The organism is Cognataquiflexum nitidum (genome assembly GCF_022538055.1).
GTDB classification, from domain to species: domain Bacteria; phylum Bacteroidota; class Bacteroidia; order Cytophagales; family Cyclobacteriaceae; genus Cognataquiflexum; species Cognataquiflexum nitidum.
On record NZ_JAKZAM010000031.1, the window covers coordinates 13199 to 28599 of the forward strand.

At 39.7% G+C, this 15401-nt stretch carries 14 protein-coding genes; 5 read left to right on the top strand and 9 right to left on the bottom strand.

Annotated elements, in window-relative coordinates:
* Positions 1-131: 131 nt before the first annotated feature.
* On the bottom strand, positions 132-845 hold the full coding sequence (locus MMU07_RS17795; RefSeq protein ID WP_241127910.1) for a Crp/Fnr family transcriptional regulator: 714 nt from the start codon (positions 843-845) through the stop codon (positions 132-134).
* Positions 846-925: 80 nt separating this feature from the next.
* Positions 926-1393: a type I restriction enzyme HsdR N-terminal domain-containing protein gene (locus MMU07_RS17800; protein ID WP_241127911.1), complete on the bottom strand. Its 468-nt coding sequence runs from the start codon at positions 1391-1393 to the stop codon at positions 926-928.
* A gap of 51 nt (positions 1394-1444) precedes the next feature.
* On the opposite strand from MMU07_RS17800, the gene MMU07_RS17805 reads away from it, so the two are divergent.
* Complete coding sequence (locus MMU07_RS17805; protein WP_241127912.1) at positions 1445-3079, top strand: amidohydrolase; 1635 nt, start codon at positions 1445-1447, stop codon at positions 3077-3079.
* 19 nt (positions 3080-3098) lie between these two features.
* Here the strand turns inward: MMU07_RS17805 and MMU07_RS17810 are convergent, their stop codons facing one another.
* Positions 3099-3791, bottom strand: coding sequence for a ComEA family DNA-binding protein (locus MMU07_RS17810; protein WP_241127913.1), 693 nt, complete (start codon positions 3789-3791; stop codon positions 3099-3101).
* Positions 3792-4023: 232 nt separating this feature from the next.
* Between MMU07_RS17810 and hemA the strand changes: the two genes are divergently transcribed.
* Positions 4024-5295 carry a glutamyl-tRNA reductase gene (gene hemA, locus MMU07_RS17815; protein ID WP_241127914.1) on the top strand — a complete coding sequence of 424 codons (1272 nt, stop codon included), beginning with the start codon at positions 4024-4026 and terminating at the stop codon, positions 5293-5295.
* 68 nt (positions 5296-5363) lie between these two features.
* On the top strand, positions 5364-6935 hold the full coding sequence (locus MMU07_RS17820) for a WG repeat-containing protein (RefSeq protein WP_241127916.1): 1572 nt from the start codon (positions 5364-5366) through the stop codon (positions 6933-6935).
* 70 nt (positions 6936-7005) lie between these two features.
* Here the strand turns inward: MMU07_RS17820 and floA are convergent, their stop codons facing one another.
* The 3 genes from floA to proS form a co-directional block, all read right to left on the bottom strand.
* Positions 7006-8022: a flotillin-like protein FloA gene (gene floA / locus MMU07_RS17825; protein WP_241127918.1), complete on the bottom strand. Its 1017-nt coding sequence runs from the start codon at positions 8020-8022 to the stop codon at positions 7006-7008.
* Positions 8023-8025: 3 nt separating this feature from the next.
* Positions 8026-8487 carry an NfeD family protein gene (locus MMU07_RS17830; RefSeq protein ID WP_241127921.1) on the bottom strand — a complete coding sequence of 154 codons (462 nt, stop codon included), beginning with the start codon at positions 8485-8487 and terminating at the stop codon, positions 8026-8028.
* Between the two features lie 116 nt (positions 8488-8603).
* Positions 8604-10085 carry a proline--tRNA ligase gene (gene proS, locus MMU07_RS17835; protein ID WP_241127922.1) on the bottom strand — a complete coding sequence of 494 codons (1482 nt, stop codon included), beginning with the start codon at positions 10083-10085 and terminating at the stop codon, positions 8604-8606.
* Between the two features lie 126 nt (positions 10086-10211).
* Between proS and MMU07_RS17840 the strand changes: the two genes are divergently transcribed.
* Both MMU07_RS17840 and MMU07_RS17845 read left to right on the top strand, forming a co-directional pair.
* Positions 10212-11633 carry a hypothetical protein gene (locus tag MMU07_RS17840; RefSeq protein WP_241127924.1) on the top strand — a complete coding sequence of 474 codons (1422 nt, stop codon included), beginning with the start codon at positions 10212-10214 and terminating at the stop codon, positions 11631-11633.
* A gap of 85 nt (positions 11634-11718) precedes the next feature.
* Positions 11719-13239, top strand: coding sequence for an OmpP1/FadL family transporter (locus MMU07_RS17845; RefSeq protein ID WP_241127926.1), 1521 nt, complete (start codon positions 11719-11721; stop codon positions 13237-13239).
* Here MMU07_RS17845 and MMU07_RS17850 read toward each other — a convergent pair.
* From MMU07_RS17850 to MMU07_RS17860, 3 genes are read right to left on the bottom strand one after another with little or no spacing between them, the layout of a single operon-like run.
* The gene (locus MMU07_RS17850) at positions 13229-13759 is read right to left on the bottom strand and encodes a shikimate kinase (RefSeq protein ID WP_241127927.1); all 531 of its coding nucleotides are present in this window, start codon (positions 13757-13759) and stop codon (positions 13229-13231) included. The two genes, MMU07_RS17845 and MMU07_RS17850, sit on opposite strands and share 11 nt — an antisense overlap.
* Positions 13756-14856: a BT_3928 family protein gene (locus tag MMU07_RS17855; RefSeq protein WP_241127929.1), complete on the bottom strand. Its 1101-nt coding sequence runs from the start codon at positions 14854-14856 to the stop codon at positions 13756-13758. Before MMU07_RS17855 ends, MMU07_RS17850 begins: the two co-directional genes overlap by 4 nt.
* On the bottom strand, positions 14849-15394 hold the full coding sequence (locus MMU07_RS17860) for a DUF1599 domain-containing protein (RefSeq protein WP_241127931.1): 546 nt from the start codon (positions 15392-15394) through the stop codon (positions 14849-14851). Before MMU07_RS17860 ends, MMU07_RS17855 begins: the two co-directional genes overlap by 8 nt.
* Between the last annotated feature and the right edge of the window lie 7 nt (positions 15395-15401).

A 15401-nucleotide genomic window follows, 5' to 3' on the forward strand; every position in this document is an offset into this window, starting at 1 on the left:
AGTTTTAAAAGACCAAAGAGCTTCATTTGGACAAACAGTTAAAAAGAAAAATTGATTGATCCGTTCTTGTAAAAAGTCAATGAAAAAAATTAACGCGTGTTTTGATCCAATCTTCTTTTGGGTGTGGCATATTATCCATAAAAATCCGATAATCTAGCCAACCCTCTTTTGTCTAGTACTAGGATTTTCTTCCCTTCAAAATCGATGAGCTCATCCTTTTTGAATTCAGAAAGTAACCTAATGACAGTTTCTGTGGCTGTTCCTACCAAACCTGCAATTTCCTCTCTTGTCAAAATAATATCAATTTTTTCTCCTTCATTCCCTTCAATTCCATAGGTTTCACTGAGTTTTAGGAGTGTAAAGGCAAGTCTTTCTCTGATTGATTTTTGGGTGGCATCGGTGAGTTTGTCTTCCATGATGCCAAGGTCATGGCAAAGCGCCTTTGTGACCCTTCTGTGGAACTCTGTGTCTTCAGCTAATACTTTTAGAAATGATTCTCTTGGCACAAAACAGATTTTGGCATCTTCTACGATAGTTGCCGAATTGGAATAAGACTCTTCGCCCAATAGCGAAGCGTAACCTAAAAAATCACCCTTTTTTGCAAGTCTAATAATCTGTTCTTTTCCATTGGAGGCAGTTTTGAAAACCTTCACAACCCCATCGTTGATGCAAAATACGCCAAGCGGCTTCGTTCCTTCATAAAATAGAATCTGCCCCTTTTTATGCGTTATGAAATTTTTATGGTCAGATAAATGGCAGAGATGTGGCTCAGAAAGACTGGAAAAGAGTGAAAATTTCCGGCTCATACAAAGTTCACATGGAGTGCTTTTTTCTATAGTTTTCATATCGAAGAGTTAACAACCATTTAACAAACTTAATTCATAAATATAACAGATTACATGACAATAGTCACATAAATCATTGTTTAAAATTGAGGCAGTTCTGATATTTGGTCATATATTTTTGCAGTAAAATTATATTTTAAGAACAAATGTTGCCTGCCGTTGCTGATTCCCATAAAAGCAGCACCTATGGTTTTATTATAGACAGCAACTTGTTCGACTGTTTTTTTAGACAAACTGACTTTTGGGGCCTTGCATTCGATCAGAAGAAAAGGGTTTCCTTCTCTATCCAATATCAAAATATCAAATCTTTTCTGAACGGAATTATACAAGATTTCTTTTTCTAGTGAAAAAAGCCCCTTGGGATAACCTCTATGTTGTACCAAAAAACAAATCATGTGCTGTCTGACCCATTCTTCCGGAGTCAATATCAAATATTTCTTTCTAAGGGAATCGAAAATGCTTAATTTCCCCTCAAACTCTTGAATTTTGAATTCGAATTCAGGAAAATTGAGAGAAAGCCGCATAAATTCATACCGATCAGCTATCATTTCGCAAATATGTCCGCTTTCCAATTAGAAACATCAACCAAACTGTCTAAAATGAAGAAATTTATTTTCTTTTCACTGCTTTCAGCTACCATTCTCTTTTTTTCTTGTTCTCCAAAGGAAAAAGTAGACATCATCGTCCATAATGGCACTATTTACACCGTAGATGAAGGGTTCACAATAGCCAATGCATTTGCGATCAGGGACAACCGTTATGTGGCGGTCGGAAATGAAAATGCCATATTTTCTAAATATGAATCCGAAGAAATCATTGACTTACAAGGCAAACCGGTATATCCAGGCTTCATAGATTCCCATTCGCATTTTTACAGGTATGGATTGGGCTTACAAGTGGCTGATCTGCTTGGAGCAGAATCAGAAGCAGAACTGGTAGACAGAGTGAGAGTTCATGCGGAAAAAAATCCGGAGGCAGCTTGGATTTTGGGAAGGGGTTGGGATCAGAATCTTTGGGAATCAAAAGAATTTCCAACCAAAGCCAAATTGGATTCCCTTTTCCCTGACAAGCCGGTCCTTCTTACCAGGATTGACGGACATGCTGCCCTAGTCAACCAAAAGGCTTTGGATCTGGGAGGTGTAACTGCCCAAACATCAATGATTGGAGGAAAAGTTATACTTACAGGAAACAAACCTTCGGGGGTTTTGATTGACAATGCGATTGATCTGGTTTCATCCAAGGTGCCCAACGCGAGTAAGGAGGAATCCAGGATTGCCTTACTCGGAGCTCAGGAAAATTGTTTTGCAGTCGGTCTGACAACAGTAGTAGATGCTGGTCTGGAGAAGGAAACAATCGACCTTATCTTTGAAATGCAAAAAGACAATACATTAAAAATGCGGGTATATGCCATGGTAAATCCAACAGAAGCCAATATGGCCCATTACTTCAAAGCCGGGATTTATCAAGACGACAACCTCACAATCAGGAGTTTTAAAATATATGGAGATGGAGCTTTGGGCTCTAGAGGCGCCGCACTCCTAAAGCCTTACCATGATCACGCTGACAATTATGGCTTTCTTCTCAAAAACCCTGAGGAATTTGATGAGTTGGCTAAAAAAATGTATGAAAACGGCTTCCAAATGAACACCCATTGTATTGGTGATTCTGCCAATAGGACACTCTTAGACATCTATGCCAAATATCTAAAAGTCAAAAACGACCTCAGGTGGCGAATCGAGCATGCCCAGGTAGTAAGCAAAGAAGACATGCCGAAATTTGCTCAATACAGTGTCATTCCTTCCGTCCAGCCTACCCACGCTACTTCTGATATGTATTGGGCAGGTCAAAGACTTGGTCCTTTCCGAATCAAAACAGCTTACGCCTACAAGGACCTTTTGGACCAAAATGGGATGCTGGCACTTGGAAGTGATTTTCCGGTGGAGCATATCAACCCACTTTATGGATTTCATTCGGCTGTAGTGCGAAAGGATGCCAAAAACTGGCCTGACGATGGATTCCAGCCGGAAAATAAAATCACAAGAGAACATGCACTTAAAGGGATGACGATTTGGGCAGCATTTGCAAACTTTGAGGAAAACCTAAAAGGAAGTATTGAACCGGGAAAACTCGCTGACTTTGTGGTTTTGGAAAAAGACATCATGACAGCTCCCGAAAACGAACTCCGTGAGATCAAAATCTCAGGAACCTTTGTTGGTGGGAAAAAAGTCTTTTAACTTATGAGATCAAATACCGTCAAAATTCCAGGTAAGGTTTGAGCCTATCCACCCATTCAGCATTGAAAATTTTGATCTTGAGAAGGTCATCCGAAGACTGGTAAGGTCCATGTTGCTCACGGAATGCGACAATGACTTTTGCCGATCCATAGTTGATATAGGGGTGTTTTGCCAGAGTGTTGACATCAGCCTGATTGATGGGGATTTTGTTTTTGACACCAGGTTCAAAATCAAAATAATCAAAAACCCTTTCCAAAACCTCAGGAGTCATTCCATAAACCTCCAATAGTTGATCTTTGCTATGTAAGCCTCCAATATTATCCCTGAACTTTACTACTCTTCCAGCCATGGTCTGCCCTATCCCAGGAACAATTTGAAGGACAATAGAGTCAGCTTCTGAGAATGACATTTTATTGAACTGCGGAATTTTGGGTTTTTGATATGTGCTTGCCCTTTTGACCGTATCTGATTTATGGCCTAAGGATTGACTTTGATAGTTATTTTGAGAAGGTTTCCAACCAGCCAATACCAAGCTGTCAATCTTTTGAGAATACGCTGAATAATGCTTTTCGTTTTTCTTTCTAACAAGCCAACCATAGCCTAACGGAATGATATAGAGTAGAATAAGAGCCGGAACCACCAACACGAAGCCTCTAGATTCCCTTTTGGAGAATCCAAAATAAGACTTTAGAAAAAAATAAATTTTAGCCATCAGAATATTATCATAAAAACCATACTCCAAACGCAACCGATACTTTGTATCTATATCCTTTAAGAAAATACAATTGGAATTATTTTACAATTATTACGAAATTTGAAATTGAAAACCAAGAGCTTAATTTTTACTCATTTTATTTAGACCGAATTTAAATTAAACGGAAGTATAGAGAATTTATCTTTTACTACTTAAACTGAATTAAATTTGTGTCAGAAAAGTATCTAAAATGCAAAAAACGTTTAGAGCCATCAGTTTATCCCACAAAAGTGCCCCTGTCGAAATACGGGAAGTCATTGCACTAGATGAGGGCTCCATACATTCTCTATTACTGAAACTGAAAGATTTTTTCAGCGTTACTGATACGCTCATTCTTTCAACCTGCAACAGGACTGAAGTTTATTACTCTCACGAAATCGACTTAAACGAGGAAATTATCAAACTCATTGGGCTTGAAAAAGGCATGACCAATGTGGTTGATTACATGGATTATTTCAAAATTCATAACGATGACAGAGATGCCATCGAGCATCTCTTCCGGGTATCGATGGGACTTGAGGCCCAAGTAGTGGGTGACATGCAAATATCCAATCAAGTGAAAAGAGCCTATCAGGCTTCCGCGGACTTGGATATGGCCGGACCATTCCTGCATCGATTGATGCACATGATTTTTTTTACGAGCAAAAGACTTGTTCAGGAAACTGCATTTAGGGACGGTGCGGCTTCTGTATCATATGCGGCGGTTGAGCTTATCGAAGAGCTTACCTCCAATACTCACCAGCCTAGGGTGTTACTTATCGGAGTAGGTGAAATCGGAGAAGATGTTGCCAAAAATATGGTACATATTCCTGAGGTAAAAGTTACCATTACAAACAGGACTTTTGAAAGAGCAAAAGCCTTGGCAGATGAGATGGGATTTGAAGTTATTCCCTTCGAAAACTGCTTTGAAGCCATGAAAGAGGCAGACGTTATCGTTTCTTCAATAATGAAGTCTGAGCCGTTCATTACCAAATCATTGGTTTCCAAAATGGAAATCCAAAGCTATAAGCTTTTTGTTGACCTTTCTGTTCCCCGCAGCATAGAAACAAACCTCGAGGAAATCCCGGGAGTTATGCTTTACAATGTGGATAATATACGAAGCAAAGCAACCGAAACCCTTGAAAAAAGACTTGCTTCTATCCCACAAGTTGAAGTGATAATTAATGAAAGCATTGAAGACTTTTTTAACTGGAAAAAAGAAATGATGGTTTCCCCGACTATCAATAAGCTGAAAAATGCATTGGAGCAAATCCGCCAAGAGGAGATGGAAAGATTTTTGAAAAATGCTGATGAAGTTCAAATAGCCACCATCGACAAAATCACGAAAAGCATGATGCAAAAAATCCTCAAAGTCCCTGTGGTACAACTTCGTGCTGCATGCCAAAGAGATGAAGCGGATAAAATGATTGACATCCTGTCGGACCTCTTCGATCTTGAAAAAGATTCAGAAAAAAAGGTTTAGAATAATCCTCCGTATACTTGAAATACAGATCCAATCCATTTATTTTACCTTCGCCAATTTAATGATTTATGAAGCTTAAAATTTATGGGACACTTCCCCTCTATTTCATTTTTATAATATTCTCTACCGAAAAAGTAAATTCCCAAACCTATGAGGTTTTTGACCAGAACCTCAAGTTAAAATCAAGAATAGAATTCGACCGGATAAGTATTTTGGGGGAGTCTGTGAGGGTAAGTTCTGCCAATAACCAGCTTAAGCTTCTAAGTAAAGAATATAAGCCATTTGTAGACTTAAATGCCTTTTCAGTTTATACCTACGACCAGCCTTGGATTGTGGTAGAAGGCCCTAAAGGAAAAGGGGCATTTCACGAATATGGCGAAGAGATCTTTGCTCCTGAATACGATCATATTGAGATACTTTTTACGAGGCTTCTTGCCAAAAAGGGCAGTCAGTATTGGATTTACGATCATTCAAAAAGGCAAATCAAATCTATAGGCACCTTTCAAGAGGCAAAAATGGCACTGAATGGGCAAGTGATTGCAAAAAATACCGAAGGCTATTTTTTGCCCTTGTCTGATAATCCTGAAAAATACTATGAAGAACTAGAGGAAGTAAGCGAAAACTTCCTGATTTCAAAAGAAAACTCAGGATATGGCATAATCAACAGAGAAGGGAATTATATCCTAGAGCCTATTATTGACCATATGGTTCACCTTGAAGGAGATTATTTTTATGCTTTCGACGGCAAGCAATATATGCTTATCCGAGGTCTAGAAAAAAGGGCTGATATCAAATATACCTCATACCACAAAATTACATTAGAGAATGGTATACTTCTCGAGTATATACATGGCAAATTACGTAGAGTGATGGATAATGACGGTATCCTTCTGGACCAAGTAGGAATGGATAAAGTCACGGGTGTCGGCGGGAAACATTACAATGTTTTATTACGGGATAAAAAAACAGGTTTACTTGGCCCAAACGGTTGGGAAGTGAGTCCATTGATAGAGGTTGATTTGATATTACAGGGGAGTGAAGGATTGTTTCCCGCAAAAAAATCTGGAAAATATGGATTTATTGACCGGTCAGGAAATTGGGTAATTGAAAACCGTTTCGACGAAGTAAGGAGCTTTAAAGAAGGAATTGCCGCTTATAAGTCGGAAGGAAACTGGGGTTTTGTCAACAAGGAAGGATTGCTAATAACAACAGCTACTTATGAGTATGTGTCTGATTTCTATAAAGGAAAAGCAATAGTAAAAAAAAGTGGCAAGTACTTTTTAGTGGGAAATGATGGCCATCAAATTTTGGACAAGTCTTTTGAAAGGATTTCCCTTCTAGTAGACAACTATTATGTTTCGGAACTTGATGGAAAATATGGCTTGATATCTCCTGAAGGAAAAGAAATAGTAGAACCCAAATTCCAGGAACTTAGGAGGGAAGATCTAAACAGAGTCCTGGTCAGGCTGGGAGATAAATATGGGATTTTGGATGAAAACGGAGATTATATCCTTCCTGTTTATTATAAAAGTATCGTGTTCGATTACGGCGCCAATCAAATTCTAGCCGAAGATGATTATCAATTTACACCTTTAGAATCTGTAGAAAAAATAAACATCAAAAAGAAAAAAGGAAACTGAACTTTTCGATAAAAGCCATTAAAAAGCCTGATCCGAATTCAAACTCGGATCAGGCTTTTTTATTCTAGAATTACTTCTTATCTCCTTGTTTACCTCTTCCCCCTTCTGTACCGCTTGCCACATCCGTGCCGGCGATGGAGGATCTCATTTCTGTATCAGATTTGATGTTTTCCATTTTATAATAATCCATGACACCTAGGTTTCCGCTTCTAAATGCCTCTGAAATAGCTTTCGGAATCTCAGCTTCAGCAGCGATTACAAGAGCTCTCATTTCGACCGTCCTGGCTTTCATTTCCTGCTCAAGAGCAACTGCCATGGCCCTTCTTTCCTCGGCTTTTGCCTCTGCTACTTTTAGATCGGCGGATGCCTGATCAATTTGAAGCTTGGCGCCGATGTTGGTTCCCACATCGATATCCGCAATATCTATGGATAGTATTTCAAAGGCAGTGCCTGCATCAAGACCTCTTTGCAGAACTAATTTTGAAATTTTATCAGGGTTTTCTAGGACGCTTTTGTGGTTCAGAGAAGATCCGATTGAAGTTACAATTCCCTCCCCTACTCTTGCCAGAATAGTTTCTTCACCGGCACCACCTACAAGCTGGGCTATATTGGCACGTACCGTAACCCTTGCTTTAGCTATCAACTGGATCCCATCTGCAGCCACAGCTGCTACATTTGGGGTATTGATGACTTTAGGATTGACTGAAATTTGAACTGCCTCAAAAACATCCCTTCCTGCTAAGTCAATGGCTGTGGCCTGTTTGAAAGTCAGGGTAATATTGGCCTTATCAGCAGAAATCAATGCCCGGATAACATTTGGTACATTTCCCCCTGCCAGGTAATGAGTCTCAAGGTCATTTGTAGTGAGATCAAGTCCTGCTTTGGTAGCTGTAATCAAAGAATTGACAATCACTCCGGGAGGCACTTTCCTGATTCTCATTCCGATCAGCTCCCCTATTCCCACTTTCACATTTGAAAAGATGGCGGTAATCCAAAGATTGACAGGTATAAAGTATAAAAACACAAAAAGCAATATCAGCGCGGCAAAGGCTGTAAACAAAATAATAGCCGAGTTAGACATGTCCATAAATTATGATTTAATGATTATTGTATTGTTTTCCAATTTAGTAATAAAAACAGAAGTCCCGACAGAAATAAACCCCGATTCGGATTTAACCTCATAAATCCCATCCCCTATTTCAGCTTTCCCTATTGGTTTTATGTCTGAGATAGTGGTCCCTTTCATCCCTAGCTCCAATCCTTTGAGCCTATCATCGAATACCCTGCTTTTTACAGTACTCTTCAATGCAAATTTCTTCCAGGCACCTGTCCTGAAACCATAAATAAGTGCCCCCAAATTAAGGACAAGTGTGGCAATCAAAACCATACCTGCAACTTGCTTTTCAAAAGTCACGAAGGCATAATAGATTCCTACAGCAGTCACCAAAACTCCAATAATTCCGATAATCGTGGTGCCAGGAATAAAAAGAATCTCTGAGATCACCAAAATCAATCCGATAAGAAGAAGTGTACTTAAGACAAACCAAACCATTTCATTTAATTTTCATGAAATTAGTCAGTTTTTTTGCAACCAAAAAACTGAACAAATAATTAAGTCAAAAAAAATACCTCCCAATAATCAGGAGGTATAAAATTTTGGTCAGGATTCTAATAAGCCCTTGCAAAGTAAACCCGGCCTTTTGAAGGGTTCCCTGTGAGGATACATTTACCGTCCTCTTCTTTCCGGTCGATTGGGATACACCTTATAGTTGCTTTGGTAAGCTCTTTGATTCTCTCCTCAGTTTCAGAGGTACCATCCCAATGTGCAGACAAAAACCCTCCTTTTGACTCTAATAGCTCTTCAAATTCGGCCCAGGTATTGACCTCGGTGGTCATTTTTTCTCTAAAATTAAACGCTTTTCTATATATACTTTCCTGAATATCATCTAGTAGGTTACTGATGTACTCTTCAAGGATTATTTCTCCAAGGTAGACTGTTTCTTTGGATAGGTTATCGCGTCTCGCCAACTCAATGGTATTGTTTTCCAGATCCCTTGGTCCCATTGCTATTCTTAATGGGACACCCTTGAGTTCATATTCAGCAAATTTCCAACCTGGCTTGTGCGTATCCCTATTATCAAAATGAACAGAAATACCTTTAGCTTTTAATTTGGTGATTATTTCCCTTGCTTTAATGGAAATTCTTGCGAGTTCTTCTTCCCCTTTATAAATCGGCACGATAACAACCTGATTTGGTGCAAGCTTTGGAGGAAGTACCAAACCATTGTCATCAGAGTGGGCCATAATCAATGCCCCCATCAATCGGGTACTTGCACCCCAGGAAGTCCCCCAAACATATTCAAGTCCACCTTCTTTGGTAGCGAATTTTACATCAAAAGCTTTTGCGAAATTCTGCCCCAAGAAATGGGAGGTACCCGCCTGAAGGGCCTTACCATCCTGCATCAACGCTTCTATGCAATAGGTATCTTCCGCACCTGCAAATCTTTCGTTGATACTTTTAACCCCCTTTACCACAGGAAGTGCCATAAAAGTTTCTGCAAATCCAGCATAAATGTTCATCATTTGAATGGTTTCATCAATAGCTTCCTGCTTGGTAGCATGGGCTGTATGCCCTTCCTGCCACAAAAACTCCGTTGTTCTTAAAAACAACCTGGTTCGCATTTCCCATCTGACCACATTTGCCCATTGATTTATGAGTAGTGGCAAGTCTCTATAAGATTGTATCCAGTTTTTATATGTACTCCAAATGACAGTTTCAGAGGTAGGTCTGACGATCAGTTCTTCCTCAAGTTTTGCTTCAGGATCGACAATCACACTTTTTCCATCTTCAGAATTTTTAAGTCTGTAATGGGTCACAACCGCACATTCCTTTGCAAATCCTTCGATGTGGCTTGCTTCCTTGGAAAGATAAGATTTTGGAATAAATAAGGGAAAGTAAGCATTTGTATGCCCTGTTTCCTTAAACATCCTGTCGAGTTCTGCCTGCATTTTCTCCCAGATAGAATACCCATACGGTTTGATTACCATACAACCTCTAACCGGAGAATTTTCTGCTAAATCCGCTCTTTTTACCAATTCATTGTACCACAAAGAATAGTCTTCACTCCTTTTTGGCAATCCTTTACTCATAGTGTTTTTTGATTTCAAAAATCTAATTATCTTCGCTAACTACTGTAGGGGGCAAATATAATCCAAAAAATGATAACCCTCTCTTATATGACTCGTATATAACGGTAATTAGTAAAAACCAAACAAATGAAAAATCTCAACAAAATATTGATCCTTGGAGCTGGTACAGTACTTGTCCTCTCCTCTTGCAGCACAAGTCAAACAGCTACAAGGGGTAGAGAAACTGACGATTTATACTTTATGGCTTCAGATGTGAAAGTAGCCACTCAGTTTGCAGTCTCAAATAATAATCCTGAGAGTTTCAAACAATTAAACACCGTCAATCCCGGGGAATTTGAACAGGAAAATTTTTCTGCGAGAAATGTTAACCCTGAATATATCGCCAAATATCAATCCCAAACCGCAACCCCTAATTCGGGAGAGGTATATTTTGATGACAATGAGATGCAAGAATCAAATCCAAACGTGAATGTTTACAACAACTTCTATGGTTCAGGCGCCGGTGTAAACGGAGCAGGATTCAATAGTGGCTTGAATGTAAATGTAGGTTTCGGTATGGGATTTGGAGCTCCAATGTGGGGTATGGGAATGGGTTGGGGTATGCCAATGTGGGGCATGGGAATGGGCTGGGGTATGCCAATGTGGGGAATGGGTATGGGATGGAATTCTATGTGGGGTTGGAATATGGGAATGGGAATGGGTATGGGTTGGGGAATGGGTGGAATGTGGGGCAACCCTTGGATGAATCCCTGGATGGGTGGTGGAATGTGGGGCAACCCGTGGATGAACCCTTGGATGGGTGGCGGAATGTGGGGCTGGGGAAGACCAGGTTGGGGTATGCCAGTATGGGGGGCTCCAGGATGGGGCGGTGAAAATGGTCGACAGGTAGTAAGAGGAGGCAGACCGGGAAGAGATTCTGGAATGGCTTCAGTAGGAAATAGACCTGGGACAAATTATCCTTCCACAGCAAGATCTGCTAGAAGAGATGCAGTCAGTCCTGATAGATCAGTGGGGGCAAACAATAGAACAGCCGGTAGGGATTTTAGCAGATCTCAAAATGATTATTACAATAGTTCTAGAAGTAGAGTGGCCAATTCGGCGGCAACGGGCAGCAGAAATGTAGGATCTGCAGCGGCAACAAGACCAAGTAACAGGACCGGAATTGACAATGCAAGACCAACTTACAACTCAAGAAGCAATTCAGGAGTATCAAATGGTACTATCAACAGAGGCACCGCATCGCCAAGCTTCAATAATAGAGGTACAACCAATACAAACAGAGGTGCCAACCCTTCTTATAATAGAGGTAACACCATAAATAATAGCAGGACTTCAACACCATCGAGAGGAGGTAGTATGGCAGCCCCATCAAGAGGAGGCAGCATGTCGACTCCTTCAAGAGGTGGTAGTATGTCAGCTCCTAGCAGAAGCTCTTCACCATCATTTAGCTCACCTAGCAGAAGTAGTGGTGGCAGTAGCATGGGTGGGGCAAGCCGCGGAGGTGGTATGAGCTCCGGGGGTTCTAGAGGAGGTAGAGGGGGAAGATAATTCCCCTTTTTTTATAAGGCCTACACTACTATTCTTGTCAATTTATCCTTTGTTAATTCCATAAGTCAAATTTCCATATTCTTATATGATTTCGACAAAACACCTTCTTCTTGGAATTTTTATGGTTTTTTTAGGCACTTCATCAGTATTTGCTCAGTTCGGATACTTTGAGGACGCCTTAAGATTCAGTCAATTCAGATCTAATGGATCTGCCAGAATAATTGGTTTGGGGGGCGCTCAAATGTCTTTGGGGGGAGATATTTCAAATATCCATACTAACCCCGCAGGACTTGGATTTTTCAGAAGATCTGAATTCAGCTTTACGCCATCTTTTGGAACTTGGAACACTGAATCGAATTATTTGGGGCAAATTCAAAACGACAGAACAGGGAATTTTGCTATTCCAAACCTAAGCTTGGTAATCAGTAATCCCAGGCAGGGGGCTTTAAACACAAGCGCATTTAAAGGTGGATCATTCGGTATCAGTTTTAACCGGATCAATCATTTTAATAGTCAATTCGGCTATTTTTCGGATATCGAGGGTGATGTTTCTATCATTGATTTCTTTCTACAGCAAGCAAACGGAATACCTGAAAGCCAGATAGAAAATTTTGGACTTACAGGATTGGCATACCAAACTTTCTTGATCAATCCCATAACTAGAGATCAAAATGGGAATCCGATCAATAATCCTACCCAATATGATTCTTTTGTCTTGGGATTCCCTTTTCAGGATGAAACAGTATTCTCAGAAGGTAGGGTCAGCCAAACATCAATCTCTTATGGGGCAAACTTTCTAAATAAATTTTTTTTGGGAGCGGGGCTGGGCTTATCTTCAGTCGTTTATAATTCCAGAAAAAATTACAGAGAAGAATTCTTCAATGAACCTTTGTTGAATTCCACAATTGACGAAAGGCTTTCCATGAGTGGTTTTGGAGCAAATATTAATCTTGGCATAATATTTAAGCCAATTGACCAATTGAACCTCGGTGTAAATTTTCAGTCGCCAACTTGGTACAGCTTCAACGAGGAATATGAGGCTAGGATGTTAAACAACTTTGATAACTTTTTTTTCGAAGAGGAAAACATAACTCTTGCCACAGAAGATGCTCAAACACCAATTACTATTGGAAATTATAACCTTAACACTCCACTTAGGCTGAGTGGTGGGGCGACCATCTTTTTGGGAAAGAATGGTTTCATCACAGCCGACGTCGATTATCTTGACTATAGCAGAAGCCGCATCAATTCTCGTGATTTTAATCCAGGCGCTGATAATCAACAAATCCGGACATTATTTGGCCAAACCCTGAATTACAGGGTTGGTGCAGAATTCAGATTTGATATCTTCAGGGTGAGAGGCGGATATGGCTTTTATGGCGATCCATTTGTAAACAGTGATTTTGACAGAAAAACACAACAATTTTCGGGGGGATTCGGAGCTCGTTTAAAATCAATGTATGCTGATTTTGCTTTGTCCACTACCAATTTCCACCAACTTTACAACTCATTTCCTGTGGAAGAGGGAGGATTTAACATTGGGCCATTTACCGAAATCCGAAACAATATTACCACAGGAACATTGACTTTTGGGTTCAATTTCTAAAAAATCCCATCAATGCCGACATCAAATGCTCAGTGGAAATATCTTCTCCACTGAGTATTATTTTTGATTTTAAGTAAAAAGATTCTCGTTGCAAAAGAAGATTTTTCAATTTTAAAATGATTTCACCTTCATCCAATCCCGCAAACATCGGTCTTTTCCCAGTTTGGTCTTTCATCAATCTTCTATTGATTTCATCCAAAGAAACATCAAGATACACTGACACTCCTCTTCTGTTGATAATTTCCATGTTGTCATTGAAGCAGGGTGTGCCGCCTCCTGTAGAAAGTACAAAACCTTCATTTCCTTCCAAGGTCTTTTCTAAATACAATGTCTCCAACTCCCTAAATTTTCCTTCGCCCTGAGAAACAAAAATATCCCTTATCTTTTTTTGGGTTTCTTTTTCAATCAACAGGTCTAAATCAATAAATTGAAAATTGAGTTGCTTGGCAATCTGCCTTCCAAAGGTAGATTTCCCGGAACCGGGCATTCCAACCAACACAATTTTCAACGGGGATTTCATTGAGCAAAAAGATTAATCACTTCCTCAGGACTGGGAGTATTTCTGTAATGGTATTTTTTGAGAACCACTCCATCCCTGATCAACATGACACCGGGATTGGAACGCATGATCGTTTTGATAACAGTAGCATCCCCCTGATAACCTTCAATCCCCCAATTTCTTGAGGAAATCAAAGCCTCGATTTCGTCTACAGAAGATGCTGCCACTAGGATAGGTGAAATACCGCTTCCCTTAAGGCCGACAATCATGTCATCAATTTCGGCAAGATGGTCGGTATTCATTTTCCCGATAAAAGTCACAAAGATCACTGCTTTATTTCCTGTCAAAATGCCTTCTGTAAAATCGCCCTCCTCGTTCCAAACGGCAAAATCAGAAATCTTGGGAAGAGCATCTTCATTGACTAGGACCATATCCACAAATTCGTAGGATTCATCAGTTGGGTATTGGTCAAGTATTACCTCCTGCCCATCCTTTTTCATAATGTAATTATATTGCAATGGGGCAGAAGGCTTCATTGCTGTTGTAATATTCACGCCCTCTTTATAGGCTCTAAAATCGATAAATGGCAAGTTGCGGATTGCTGTAATTGCCAATAAAAATGACAGAACCAAACTACCACGAACAGACCATTTGGCCCATGAAGGGCCTTCATTAGAAAGGTCTTTTTTGAAAAGAAACAGAATTCCAATTAAAACCAATAAAATCACATCTTTTGTAAATGACTCCCAAGGCGTCAGCTTGATGGCATCCCCAAAGCATCCACAGTCAGTAACTTTATTGAAATATGCAGAATAAAAAGTAAGGAAAGTGAAAAACAAAATCATGATTCCCAAAGCCCAAACTGTCAACCTTAACCTTACTCCAAGTATAAGCATCACACCCAAGACTACTTCTGCCACTACCAAAAATACAGCTATTGGCAATGCATAATCTTTGAATATGTAAAAGAAAGAAGCGATATCATTAGAGAAAACATCAAAATACTCTTCTAACTTAATGGAAGTACCAACGGGATCGTTTACCTTGATCAGGCCGGAAAAAATAAACAGGCCACCAACCAAGAACCTGATGATATATAATATGGTTTGCTTAAACATGGTAATTCAATTTTATTAAACAGAAAACAGCATAATTTATCATATCCTGGTAATTGGCCTCAATCCCTTCTGACACCACCGTCATTCCCTGATTGTCCTCGATTTGCTTCACGCGGTAAAGTTTCATCAAGATGATATCTGTCATAGAAGATACCCTCATATCTCTCCACGCTTCCCCATAATCATGGTTTTTGTTTTCCAACAAGCCTCTTGTATCCTCTACCCATTTATCATACAATGGTTCAAATTCAGCGTAGGGAATCTCCAATCTAGAATCGTTTTGGTACGAAATCTGAATCAGTGCAATGAGGCAGTAATTAATAATGCCTACGAACTCATCAACTATAGGATCGTTGACTTTCTGATTTCCCTTTTCTTGAATGGATCTTATCCGCTGCGCCTTTATAAAAATCTGATCAGTAATGGAAGGAAGTCTTAGTATTCGCCATGCCGTTCCATAATCCAAGGTTTTCTTCTTAAAGAGTTCTTTACAATGGGCGATAACTTGATTATATTCGCTAACAGTTTGCGTTTTCAATTTATTT

What these genes read in the sequence shown, in the direction of transcription:
- proS (WP_241127922.1), bottom strand. Translation starts at nt 10,085, where the DNA reads ATGAGTAAAGGATTGCCAAAAAGGAGTGAAGACTATTCTTTGTGGTAC.
- MMU07_RS17810 (WP_241127913.1), bottom strand. Translation starts at nt 3,791, where the DNA reads ATGGCTAAAATTTATTTTTTTCTAAAGTCTTATTTTGGATTCTCCAAA.
- MMU07_RS17795 (WP_241127910.1), bottom strand. Translation starts at nt 845, where the DNA reads ATGAAAACTATAGAAAAAAGCACTCCATGTGAACTTTGTATGAGCCGG.
- hemA (WP_241127914.1), top strand. Translation starts at nt 4,024, where the DNA reads ATGCAAAAAACGTTTAGAGCCATCAGTTTATCCCACAAAAGTGCCCCT.
- floA (WP_241127918.1), bottom strand. Translation starts at nt 8,022, where the DNA reads ATGGACATGTCTAACTCGGCTATTATTTTGTTTACAGCCTTTGCCGCG.
- MMU07_RS17805 (WP_241127912.1), top strand. Translation starts at nt 1,445, where the DNA reads ATGAAGAAATTTATTTTCTTTTCACTGCTTTCAGCTACCATTCTCTTT.
- MMU07_RS17845 (WP_241127926.1), top strand. Translation starts at nt 11,719, where the DNA reads ATGATTTCGACAAAACACCTTCTTCTTGGAATTTTTATGGTTTTTTTA.
- MMU07_RS17830 (WP_241127921.1), bottom strand. Translation starts at nt 8,487, where the DNA reads ATGGTTTGGTTTGTCTTAAGTACACTTCTTCTTATCGGATTGATTTTG.
- MMU07_RS17850 (WP_241127927.1), bottom strand. Translation starts at nt 13,759, where the DNA reads ATGAAATCCCCGTTGAAAATTGTGTTGGTTGGAATGCCCGGTTCCGGG.
- MMU07_RS17820 (WP_241127916.1), top strand. Translation starts at nt 5,364, where the DNA reads ATGAAGCTTAAAATTTATGGGACACTTCCCCTCTATTTCATTTTTATA.
- MMU07_RS17800 (WP_241127911.1), bottom strand. Translation starts at nt 1,393, where the DNA reads ATGATAGCTGATCGGTATGAATTTATGCGGCTTTCTCTCAATTTTCCT.
- MMU07_RS17855 (WP_241127929.1), bottom strand. Translation starts at nt 14,856, where the DNA reads ATGTTTAAGCAAACCATATTATATATCATCAGGTTCTTGGTTGGTGGC.
- MMU07_RS17840 (WP_241127924.1), top strand. Translation starts at nt 10,212, where the DNA reads ATGAAAAATCTCAACAAAATATTGATCCTTGGAGCTGGTACAGTACTT.